The sequence below is a fragment of the Kitasatospora sp. NPDC042419 genome, from assembly GCF_056437345.1.
Genome location: NZ_JBWKAW010000004.1, coordinates 65,463 through 77,147, shown reverse-complemented (window position 1 = coordinate 77,147; position 11,685 = coordinate 65,463). Strand labels below are relative to the sequence as shown.

Here is an 11,685-nt window from a genome sequence, read left to right as displayed (position 1 = left end):
TCACGTCTCCAGGGCCGTTCGGAGGTCCCAGAGGGTCCGCCAGGTGCCGGCGCCCTGCTCGGCGCGGCGCCGGACCGGCCCGTCCCAGTAGCCGAGCAGACGGGCGGCGTCGGTCGGGTCGTCCTTGCGGACGACGCCGATGAGCTGGCCGGGCAGGCGGCCGAGCAGGTCGCCGCCGTCGGGGAGGTAGGCGGCGGAGACGCCGAGGGCGGTGGCCACCGAGACCGCCTCGGCGGTGCTCATCACCGTGGAGGGGCGTTCGACGTCCCAGCCTTCGGTGGAGCGGCCGGTACGGAGGTCCCGGAACGCGGTGACCAGGGCCTCCAGCACCGCGTCGTCCACCGCGTAGGGGGCTCCGGCGCGGGCGACGGCGGCGGTGGACTGGCGGCGGACCAGCTCGACCTCGGCGGCCAGGCTGCCGATCGGGCCGACCGTCTCGAAGTTGAACCGCCGCTTGAGGGCGGCGGACATCTCGCTGACGCCCTTGTCCCGCAGGTTGGCGGTGGCGATCAGGGTGAAGCCGGGTGCCGCGTGCAGCTGGCTGTCCGGACTTCCGGCCAGTTCCGGGACGGCGATCCGCCGTTCGGAGAGCAGCGAGACCAGGGCGTCCTGGACCTCCGGGAGGCAGCGGGTGACCTCCTCGACCCGGGCGACCGCGCCGGTGGTCATCGCGGTGAGCACCGGGGAGGGCACCAGTGCCTCCCGGCTGGGGCCCTTGGCCAGCAGCAGGGCGTAGTTCCAGCCGTACTTGAGCTGGTCCTCGGTGGTGCCGGCGGTGCCCTGGACGGTGAGTGCGCTGGTGCCGCAGACGGCGGCGGCGAGGAGTTCGGAGAGCATCGACTTGGCGGTGCCGGGCTCGCCGACGAGCAGCAGGCCGCGCTCGCCGGCGAGGGTGACGACGCAGCGTTCGACGAGGGCCCGCTCGCCGACGAACTTCTGCTCGACGGCGAGGCTCTTCCGGCCGGCCTTGAGCTTCTCGCCGTCGCTGCCCATCACGAAGGTGACGACGGCGCGCGGGGTGAGCAGCCAGCCGGGCGGGCGGGGGCCGGAGTCGTACGCGGCGAGGAACTCCAGTTCGGCGGCGTACCGCTCCTCGGGCGGGACGATCTGCCGGGCGGCGGGCCCCGCGGCGGCGGCCTCCTCGGTGGTGGGTGCGTTGCTGGTGGCGCTGGTCATCGGCGGGCCTTCCTGCGCTTGCCGGTCTGGAGCTCTTCGTAGCCGGGGACGTCCCCGTCGGTGACGCGCTGCCAGGCCCGGACGAACAGCTCCGGTACGACCAGGCGGGGCAGCACCGCCTGGTGGGTGGGCAGGCCGTAGAGGCCGGACTTCCAGGTCTCGACGGGCAGGCCGGGGGCCTTGGCCTCCTGCCAGCCGCCGGGGAGGAAGAGGGTGCGACCGGCCCGGGCCCGCTTGGCTTCCAGGACGAGTCCGGTGGCGGCGAGTTCGGCCCGGGCCCGCTTCAGGCGGGCGGGCTTCCAGCCGGTCCACCGGGCGACGTTGCGGTCGGTCGGGTCGGGGAGGGCGAGCAGTTGGAGGTAGAGCGCGGCGGCGTCCTCACCGATCTCGTGGGTCTTGGCCGCCTCGGCGACGACGTCGGGCACGCTGACCTGCGGGTGGTGCGGCCAGGACGGGCCGGCGTCGGCGGACGCGTCCTGGTCCGGCCCGGGCGCGGGCAGGGCGGCCAGGCGGTCGGCCTCGCCGCTGAGGATCGCCTCGATGGCGGGCCGCTGGCTCGCGAACCAGTAGCCCTCGGCGAGGCCGCCGAGCAGTTCCAGCACCGGGTCGTCGGCGCCGGTGAGGCCGGCCGGGCGCAGCCAGATCTGCTCCCCGTCGCGACCGGGCGACAGGACGACGGCCTCACCGCAGCGGACCAGTCCGTCGGTGTCGGCCCCGCCCTCGGCGGGCAGGCCGAACCGGGCGCGCAGCACCTCGGCCACCGGCCGGCCCTTGACCGTGTGCACGTACCCGTAGGGCAGCAGCAGCTCGGGGTCGGCCAGGCGGGTGCGCAGCGCGGCGGCGGCCGTCGGCAGCAGCGGGCGCAGCGGGCTCTCGTAGGGCAGTTGGTAGGAGAGCCAGCGGATGGCGTCGACGGCGCCGGTGATGCTGCCGTGGGCGGGAAGGGCGGTGGCGTCGTCGGGGTGGAGGCGCAGCTCGCCGCCGTCGTCCTCGGGACGGAGCCGGTGGCGGGTGGTGCGGCTGAGCCAGGGGGTGCGGGAGGCGTTGAGGACCTCCTCGATGTTCTCGATGCCGACGCCGCTGACGGTGGCCTGGGCCTCCGCGGGCAGGGTGACGAGCTTGCCGAGCCGCTCCGTCCAGATCGCGGCGGCTGCCGCGGTGTCGGGGCCGTCGGTCCAGAGGTCCGCCGGGTCGGCGGGCAGCAGGGCGGCCCAGGTGTCGGCGAGGGCGGTCCGGTCCCGGTTGCGGAGCCAGTCGCGGGCGGCCTTGGCCTCGGTGGACTTGAGGCCGTACTCCTTGAGCCGGTCGGCGGGCAGCGGGGCGCCGTACCACTGGACGAGGGCGGCGGTGGGGCTGAGCAGGACGGTGGCGCGGGTGGCGCCGATGCCGGTGCGTTCGCCGAAGTCGGCGGCGCGGTCGAGCCGGTGGGTGATGCCGCCGTGCTCGGCGAGCAGTGCGGTGAAGCGGGCGACCCAGTCGGCGGTGAGGGTGTCCTCGGTGGTGCGCTCGCGGCCGGTGCCGAAGTGGGCGACCGGTCCGAAGGCGCCGCTCGGGTCGTGGTCGACGGCGAGCCAGTGCGCCCGGTCGTCCTGGTGGTGGCTGCAGCCGAGGATGACGACGGTGCGTCCGCCGTGCCGCCACACCTGGCCGGCCCGCTTCTCGTGCTTGCCCTCTGAGGCCTTGGGGTCGGTGAGCGGTTCGGTGAGGGTGATCTCCCGGATCGTGGCGCCGCGGTCGGCCAGCGGGCCGGTGGTGAGCTCGGTGAGGAGCAGCGCGAGCGAGGCGCGTGCGGCGTCGGAGGTGAGCGGGGCGGCCGCGGCGTAGGCGGCCGTGCCGAGCCGGCCCAGCAGGTGCAGCCAGCCGTGGTGGTTGTCGTCGCCGTGCAGTCGGATCCGGAGCGGGCTGGTCCAGCCCTCGCCGGCCGCGGGCGGTTCGGCGAGGACGGCGGTGACGGCGCGGAGGTTGTTGAGGACGCGCCAGTTGGCGGACCGGTCCCAGTTGCGGCCGAAGCCGCCGACCTCGGGCAGCAGGAGGGTGACGGCCTCGCTGAGGTCGTGGTCGGTCCCGTGCTCGGGCCGGTAGGCGAGGGCGGCGGTGCCGTTGCTCTCGCCGGAGCTGGACCGGGCCTCGGGCTGCGGGACGTAGCGGGCGATCCGGTCGAGCAGGTCGGCGGCGGTCCGGGCGAGCCCGGTGACGCCGGCGAGCAGCAGCCGGTCTCCGATGCCGGGCAGGATCTCGGCGACGGCCTTGATCGGGAGCGCCTTCTTGGCCTTGCCGCTGACGAGCCGGCGGCGCACGCCCTGGGTGGTGAGCCAGAGCTGGCGGTCCTCGGGGACGGGCTCGGCGTCGACCGGCCAGGCGGCGTCGATCAGCCGGGCGGCCTGCTCGGCGGTGACGGTGCGCAGCTGCCGGGAGCCCGCCTCGTCGCGGGGCCGCAGGGCGTGCCAGTGGTCGATCGGGGGCACCAGCGCGGTACCGGCGGCGCCTCGCCCGCCGGGCCGGCAGGGCCGGAAGTCGGCGGTCGCGGCGGTGGCGTCGCCCTCGATGACGGCCGGTCCGGTGGCGGCGGCGGTGCCCGCTGCGGCCGTACCGGTGACGGGGGTGCCGGTGCCGGCCGCCGGGGCGCCGTCGGTCGGCAGGAGGAAGGCGAGGTGGTCGTTGGGCAGTTCGACGAGCAGCGGGTGGGCGCCGCCGGGCAGGCCGACCCGGCCGACCGGGTAGAGCCGGCCGCGGCCGCTCGCGTTGTCGAGGACGAGGGTGGTGCCGTCGGCGGTGCCGGCGGTCACGCGGCCGCCGTCGACCCGGAGCCAGGTGCCGAGGGCGGAGCCGTCGGTGCCGAGCGGGGTGCCCTCCAGCCCGGGCTGGAGGGGCAGCAGCCGGGTGCGCTTGAGGTCGAGCCGGCCGGCGGCGGCCGTGGCGGCGATCCGGGGCGGTTCCGCGGTTCGGCCGAGGGTGCCGGTGGCCGGGTCGAGTTCGGTGACCGCGACCTGGCCGCGGCCGTGGCGGACCGTCCAGTAGCCGGTGCCGTCGCCGAGGACGGTGTGCTCGGCGGGCATCCGGGTGTCGCCGGCGTGCAGCGGGCGCTCTCCGGTGCTCCGGCCTCCGCCGGGCAGCGGGATGGACGGCTCGTCGGGTTCGGTGGACCCGCCGTAGTAGTAGGCGATGGTCTCGCCGCCGAGGTCGAAGACCTCGGCGGGGCGGGCGGACCAGTAGGCCCGCTGCGTGCGCTCGTGGAACCAGGCGACCAGCAGTTCGCCGTCGACGAAGCGGAACCGGGGCCGCTGCCAGGACTCCTGCTTGTCGGGGATGCGCAGGGTGTGTTCGAGCAGGATGCCCTCCGCGCCGACCACCAGGGCCTGGTCGCCGCGGACCAGGATGAGGTGCGGCCAGGCGTCCTCCAGGATGAGGCCGTCGAGGAGCTTCTTGCCGTCGCCGAAGCCCGGGGCCTCGTTCGTCTTGACGCCGAGGCGCTTGAGCGCCTCCTCCAGGGCGGGCCAGCCGAGTTCGTCGAGGATGCCGGTGCGCAGGGTGCGGGCGAGCAGGCCGGTGACGTCGATGGCGGCGATCCGCTCGGCGGCGGCCGGGTTCTCGGCGCGGATGGCGTTGCGGCTCGAACTCAGGCTGCGGAGGAGGTCGTCGGCGGTCGTCAGGCCGCGGGCGGCGGCGAGTTCGTCGGCGCGCGCGTCGGACCACTCGATGAACAGCTCGCGCAGCACCGGCACCGCGGCAACGCCCTTGGTGGTGGCGGCCTTCCAGGTGTCGGGGACGGCGGCGCGCAGGAAGGGCCGGAACCGGGGGTCGGCGGCGACGGCGGCGAGGTCGCGCCCGTCGGTGCCGGAGACCTGGACCCAGCCGGGGAGCTGGAAGCTGTGCCCGTCGGACGGGTCGGCGACCGGGACGCCCTCGGCGAGCAGCAGGTCGAGGAGCTCGATCTGGGTGGGGCTGCGGCGCACACCGGTGAAGAGGTCGACCGGGACGGCCTCGACGCGCAGGCGCTCGGTCATCCGTGCGACCAGGGCGACCGTCCCGGTGCTGAGGCCGCTGTCGCGCCAGCCCCGGCCGAGGTGGTTCACCCAGCGCTGGAGCCAGGCGGCGGCGGGTTCGGCGGGTGCGGCGCCCTCCGGGAGCGGCTCGGCGGCCCCGGCGGTCCCGGTGGCCCCGACGGCCGGGGGGAGCCCGGTGAGCAGCCGCTCGGCGCCGCTCTCGGCGAGGACGGCGAGCCAGGCGGTGTCCTGGGCGTCGCGGTCCTCGACGCCGGCCGGGTCGGGCAGGATCTCCAGCAGGCGGGCGCGGACGGCGGCGTCGCTGCGGCCGAGCTCGATGACGGCGGTGTGCCAGCTCTTCCAGAAGGCGGTGGGCGCCCGGTTGACGGCGGGTGAGGCGAGCAGTTCGGCGAGCAGTGCCCGCTCGTGCTCGTCGCGGTCGAGCCCGGCGGCCCGGAGCAGGGCGCGGGCGTCCTCGGCGACCCCGGCGTAGGGGGCCATCCCGGCCGCCGAGCGCTCGGTGCAGAGCTGGCGGAACCGCTGCCAGGCGGTGGCCGGGTCGAGGCGGGCGCTCAGCTCCTTGACGTACTGGCGGAGCGCCTTGACGGTGAGTGCGCCGGCGAGGGCGAACTCCAGGAAGACGGCGCGCAGCCGCTCCTCGTCGACGGCGAGGTTGTGGGTGCGCTCGGCCTCGCGGGCCTTGCCGAAGAAGGTGCTCGCGTAGGTCTGGTTGCCCTGTTCGAGGAAGATCCGGCCGACCTGCTCGCAGTAGGTGGGCAGGAAGTGCGGCACGGCGCGGCCGAGGCGCTTGGCGAGCTCCTCGAAGCCGTCCTTGGCGTGGCCGGGCTTGGACTTGGCCTGCCGGCCGAGCCGCTCCATCTCCTTGACCAGGGCCAGCGCGTGGTGCCCGTTGGCCGGGTCGTGGACGAGCGCCCAGGCGGGGAAGCCGAGGGCCTCCTGGCGGACCTGGCCGACCTCGGCCGGCTCGGCGTCGGGCACGAGGCCGAGGAAGTCGACCGCGAGGTCCTCCGCGGGGCCGAGGGCACCCGGCACCAGGCGGACGATCCGGCGCTCGCCGAGCACCGGGTGGCTGTAGCTGCGGGCGGTGAGGACGTCGGCGGCGCTGTCGGGCGCGCCGGCGTCGGGCAGGGTGCCGGACGGAAGGACCGCCCCGGCGTCCAGCAGGCGCTCGCTGAGCTCGGGCCCGCGTGCGGCCCCGCGCTCGACTCCGGTGGTGCTCATGCGGCTTCCTCCCCTTCGATCGTGCGGCCGGCGTGCAGTGCGGCGGCCATCCGCATCCCCTCGGACCAGGCGACCGGTCCGACCTCGGCGAGCGGCAGGACCGCGCCGTCCGGACCCGCCCAGCTCAGCGAGCCCGTCTCGCACTCGTCGTACTCGTAGTAGTCGCCGACCCAGACCCGGGCCTCCAGCGCGCGGCCGTCCTCGACGACCGGCAGCACGGCGTTCCCCGCGCGGACCCGGTAGCCGAGCCGGGCGCACCGGCCGAGCAGGTCGCGCAGTGCCGCGTAGCGGCCGCCGGCGTAGGTGTCGACCGAGGTGCCGGTGGTGTCGGCCGGCCGGTGCCAGACCTCCCGGTACAGCTGCTGGACCTGCTGGGAGACGCCGAGTTCGACGGCGAACTCGCGCAGCTCGTCGAGGTCGGCCAGCAGGACCGGGTGGGGTATCCGCAGCTCGCCGCCGGTGAGGCGGACGGTGTCCCCGTCGAGGTCGACCACGCCGATCCCGCGCTCGGCGTCGGCGCCGCGCAGGAATCCGGCGACCTCGCCGTCCGGGCCGGTGACGACCAGGTCGCGCAGGACCTCCTGCCAGGCCTCGTCGGCCCAGACGGCGGTGACGACGGCGGCGGGCACCGGCAGGGAGCGGACCATCCACCGCTCCGCGGTCTCCAGGCAGCCCCGCCGGTGCGCGTCGAGCCACTCGGTGAGCTGCCTGAGGCCGACGACGACCGGATCGTCGTTCAGCTTCGGCGGGACGCTCTTCAGCGGGCGCCCGGCCGCGTTGCGGCAGAGCACCTTCCCCTCGTCGTCGAGGGAGACTTGATAGCCCCCCGCACCCGTATCAACCCACGCCACGGCCGCTCTCCTCCCAGCTGGTCGGTCAGTGATGGGAGGAACGTAACGGGACACACTGACAACGCGACCGGCGGGGGCGGGCCCCGAGCGGATCCCGATTCCAAACCCCTCGAACGGATGAACTAACCCAATACGGAGCGACCGTTCGGTAACGATCCGACGGAGGGTCGGCCAGGGCGATCCGGACGGGCCGGACGAGCCCGACCGGCGGGACCGGCGGGCACCACCGGCCCGGAGGAGCGGGGCAACCCGGCACACCGGACGCGCCGGACGCGCCGGACGGGCCGGGCGGGCCAGGGGGGCGAGGGGTGCGAGGGGGGCGAGGGGCGGGCCGGGGGCGGCGCGCTACGACACGGTCAGCCGGAGGACGCGGTCGTCGCCGGGCACCGGGTCGCCGCGCCCGTCGGTGTTGTTGGTGACGAGCAGCAGGGTGCCGTCCCGGTCGGCCACCACGGTGCGCAGTCGGCCGTGGGCGTCCGTGAGGAACGCCTGTGGCTCGGCGGCGAGTCGGTCGCCGTCGAGCGGAACCCGCCAGAGCCGTTCGCCGCGCAGTGCGGCCAGCCAGACGGCGCCGTCGGCGTAGGCGATGCCGCTCGGGGAGGCCTCGGAGGTGCGCCACCGGGCGACCGGGTCGACGAACTCCGGGCGGCCGCCGACACCCTCCACGGTCGGCCAGCCGTAGTTGCCGCCGGGGCGGATCAGGTTCAGCTCGTCCCAGGTGTCCTGGCCGAACTCGGAGGCCCAGAGCCGGCCTTGGGGATCCCAGGTGAGGCCCTGCACGTTGCGGTGGCCCGACGACCACACCGGCGAGCCGGGGAACGGGTTCCCGGGCGCGGGCGCGCCGTCCGGGGTGAGGCGGAGGATCTTGCCGCCGAGGGAGTCCCGGTCCTGGGCGAGGGCCGTGTTGCCCGCGTCGCCGGTCCCGGCGTAGAGGAACCCGTCGGGGCCGAAGGCGATGCGGCCGCCGTTGTGCCGCGAGCCGTGCGGGATCCCCTCCAACAGGACCGCCGGTTCGCCGAGTTGCTCGCCCGCCGGGCGGGCCGGGTCGTAGTCGAGCCGGACGACGCGGTTGTCGGAGGCCATGGAGAGGTAGGCGTAGAGCCGGTGGTCGGTGGCGAACCCGGGCGAGAGGGCGAGGCCCAGCAGGCCGCCCTCTCCCCCGTCGACGACGCCGGGGACGGTACCGGCCCCGGTCTTCGCGCCGTCCGCGGCCGCGACGCGGACGATCCGGCCGCTGTCGCGTTCGGCGACGAGGAGGTCGCCGTCGGGGAGGACCGCCAACCCCCAGGGGGCGTCGAGGTCCTGGGCGACGGTGGCCCGGACGGCCACCGCGGGCGTGGCCGCCGGGGTGGGCGTCGGCGTGGCCGTGGCCGTGGCCGTGACCGAGGGAGCGGCCTCGGTGGGGGCGGGCGCCGCAGGGGTCGCGGGCCTCGCGGTGGCGCCGGAGGAGGGCACCGGGGTGCCGGTGGACGTCGGGCCGGCGGCGCGGTCGGGGGCGGCCGCGGCGGAGCACCCCACGACGGCGGCAGGTCCGAGCAGCAGGGCGAGCAGGGCGGCGGCGGAGCGGCGGAGCATCGGTGACCCCTCCCGGAGGCGGCGGGCGCAAGGCGGCACGGACGTCCGGTGGACGCATCCCCAGCAGACCACATACCCGGCCGACCCGGTCAGCAACTCGCCGCGCCCGTCCGGCCGGTCGACGACGGCCGGACTGCGCCACCGACTCGCCCCGAAATCCCCGCAGGACGGGGACGGGCGGCACGCGGACGCACGGACGATGCGCGGGGAAGGAGGGGTATTCCCGTGCGGGGCACGGCGGCCAGACAGTAAGGTGTCACATGTGACGCACCTGATGGGAGCAGAATGATCCGCCCGTTCTGGCCCGCCACCGACTACCCGGCGCTGGCCGCACTGCTGTCCACCGCCGGACCGGAGCCGGTCACGGCGGAGGGGCTCCGGGCGCAGGACGAGGCGATGCCGCCCGTCGGCAGCCTTGCCACCAACCCCGACGGCCTGCTCACCGGGCACGGCCGGATCCGGCTGGTGGACCCGGGGCCGGACGGAGAACTCCTCGCCTTCGCGACCGCCTGGCGGGCCCCGTGGACCCCACCGGGCGACGTGGCCTCGCTGGTCGTCGGCGCGCCCGGCCGGGCTCCGGAGCTGCTGCTCCCACTGCTCGACGGACTGGAGGCCTGGGCCCGTGGCGCACGTGCGCGCCGACTGCTCGGCGAACTGCCGGACGGCGGCCGAGCCGACGGGGCCGGACCCGACGAAGGCCAGAGCGCGGACAAGGGCGGGAGCGCGGGCACGGGAAGGGGCACGGGAAAGGGAAGGGGCACGGGAAAGGGCACGGCAACGCGCGCAGGCACGGGCAGGGCCGACGAGAGCGGCCACGACGGGCTCCTGCGCCTGCTGGTCGCCCGCGGCCACCGGATCGACGCCCATGTGCGCACCGCGGCGGCCCGATTGGACACGCACGCCTTCGCACCGCCATCACCGCCGCCCGGCATCGACCTCCGCACCCTCGCCACCTCGGGCACGCCCCAGCCGGCCCGCCAGCTCCACCGGCTCTACCGCGAGACGCTGCGAGACAACCCCGGATTCGCCGACGCGGTCCCCGGCTTCGAGCGGTGGCACGCGGAGGCGCTGGCCGGCCAGGGCTGCCGCCCCGACTGGGTGTTCACCGCCGAGGCCACCGGCCGGATCGTCGGCGTCACCGCCGTCCGCGAGACCGCCGATCCGCGCGTCTGCCACGTCGACTACACCGGGGTGCTGCGCCCGTGGCGGGGTCGCGGACTGGCCAGGACGCTCAAGCTGCACGCCGCCCACCGCCTCGCCGCGCTCGGCGTGCGAACCGTCCACACCGAGGTCGAGGCTTCCAACACCCCGATGATCGCGGTCAATTCGGCCCTCGGGTACGAGTGGGGCCCCGGTCACCGGCGACTGGTCAAGCTCCTCTGACCCGCGACGTCCGCCCGCCCGCACGGCCGCCGGGCACCACCCACTTCTCGTGCGAAGCAACCCGGCAGCAAAGTGACTTGACGCTTCGTCAGTCAATGTCGGCGGTCCCGCGGCCACGCCCGGCGGCGGCCGTTGACACCCCTCCGAGCGCCGCTTAACGTGTGGCATGTGACATATCACAGACGGTAGGAGTCGGCCCTGCGCGGCGGATCGACACCGGGAACCCCCAGCCCCGACCCCGACCAGACCCCAGAGGGATGACATGCGGACCAATCGAATCTTCCACGCGGTGGACTCCCACACCGAGGGTATGCCCACCCGGGTGATCACCGGCGGCGTCGGGGTGATCCCCGGCGCGACGATGGCGGAACGCCGGATCCACTTCCGCGAGAACCTCGACCACATCCGGACCCTGCTGGTGACCGAACCCCGCGGGCACGCGTCGATGAGCGGAGCGATCCTCCAGCCGCCGACCCGGCCGGACGCGGACTGGGGGGTGCTGTTCATCGAGGTGTCCGGCTACCTCCCGATGTGCGGCCACGGCACGATCGGCGTGGCGACCGTGCTGGTGGAGACCGGCATGGTCCCCGTGACCGAACCGGTCACGACCGTGCGCCTGGAGACCCCGGCCGGCCTGGTCGTGGTCGACGTGGCGGTCACGGACGGGGTCGCGCGCCACGTCACCCTGCGCAACGTTCCGGCGTTCGCCGAGCGGCTGGACGCCGAGCTGGAGGTGCCGGGGTTCGGCACCGTCCGCTACGACGTCGCCTACGGCGGCAACTTCTACGCGATCGTGCGGCTCGACGACTACGGGCTGCCGTTCGACCGGAAGGCGAAGAACGAGATCACGGCCGCCGGCCTGGCCACCATGCAGGCGATCAACTCGACCGACGAGCCGGTCCACCCGGAGGACTCCCGGATCCGCGGCGTGAAGCACGTCTACTTCGAGGCGCCCGGCTCGGACGCCTCGTACTCCCGCCACGCCATGTCCATCCACCCCGGCTGGTTCGACCGCTCGCCGTGCGGGACGGGCACCAGCGCGCGGATGGCGCAGCTGCACGCGCGCGGCGAGCTGGCGATCGGCGCCGACTTCGTCAACGAGTCCTTCATCGGTTCGAAGTTCACCGGCCGCCTGGTCGAGGAGACGACGGTCGCGGGCCGCCCGGCGGTGGTGCCGACGGTCACCGGCCGGGCCTGGATCACCGGCACCGCGCAGTACTTCCTGTCGCCCGACGACCCCTTCCCGGCCGGCTTCGAGCTCTGATCCGACGCCCTGCGGCGCACCGCGGCACCCTCCGGCGCCCTCGGACGCCGACCCGAAGGCGGCAGTGAGCCCAGCACCAGGCGGCGCGTACCGGTGGACGCGTCGCGGGGGCGTCCGTCGGACTCCGACGGGCGCCCCCGCTGCGTCTACGGCGTTCCCGCGCGACCCGGCCGTACGGACCGGGTCCGCGCCGGTGCACCCCGCGCCGTGG

6 protein-coding genes are annotated in these 11,685 nt (G+C 75.5%); 2 read left to right on the top strand and 4 right to left on the bottom strand.

Annotated features, from left to right (window positions below):
- From AC067J_RS10190 to AC067J_RS10175, 4 genes are all read right to left on the bottom strand, one after another.
- Complete coding sequence (locus AC067J_RS10190; protein WP_478297504.1) at window positions 1-1,176, bottom strand: ATP-binding protein; 1,176 nt, start codon at window positions 1,174-1,176, stop codon at window positions 1-3.
- The gene (locus AC067J_RS10185) at window positions 1,173-6,401 is read right to left on the bottom strand and encodes a hypothetical protein (protein WP_478297502.1); all 5,229 of its coding nucleotides are present in this window, start codon (window positions 6,399-6,401) and stop codon (window positions 1,173-1,175) included. The genes AC067J_RS10190 and AC067J_RS10185 overlap by 4 nt, the downstream gene beginning before the upstream one ends.
- Window positions 6,398-7,252, bottom strand: coding sequence for a DUF4132 domain-containing protein (locus tag AC067J_RS10180; protein WP_478297500.1), 855 nt, complete (start codon window positions 7,250-7,252; stop codon window positions 6,398-6,400). The genes AC067J_RS10185 and AC067J_RS10180 overlap by 4 nt, the downstream gene beginning before the upstream one ends.
- Window positions 7,253-7,597: 345 nt before the next feature.
- Window positions 7,598-8,827: a PQQ-dependent sugar dehydrogenase gene (locus AC067J_RS10175; RefSeq protein ID WP_478297498.1), complete on the bottom strand. Its 1,230-nt coding sequence runs from the start codon at window positions 8,825-8,827 to the stop codon at window positions 7,598-7,600.
- 285 nt (window positions 8,828-9,112) lie between these two features.
- Between AC067J_RS10175 and AC067J_RS10170 the strand changes: the two genes are divergently transcribed.
- Window positions 9,113-10,210: an N-acetyltransferase family protein gene (locus AC067J_RS10170; protein ID WP_478297496.1), complete on the top strand. Its 1,098-nt coding sequence runs from the start codon at window positions 9,113-9,115 to the stop codon at window positions 10,208-10,210.
- A 262-nt stretch (window positions 10,211-10,472) separates the two neighbouring features.
- Window positions 10,473-11,474 carry a proline racemase family protein gene (locus AC067J_RS10165; protein WP_478297494.1) on the top strand — a complete coding sequence of 334 codons (1,002 nt, stop codon included), beginning with the start codon at window positions 10,473-10,475 and terminating at the stop codon, window positions 11,472-11,474.
- Window positions 11,475-11,685: the final 211 nt, after the last annotated feature.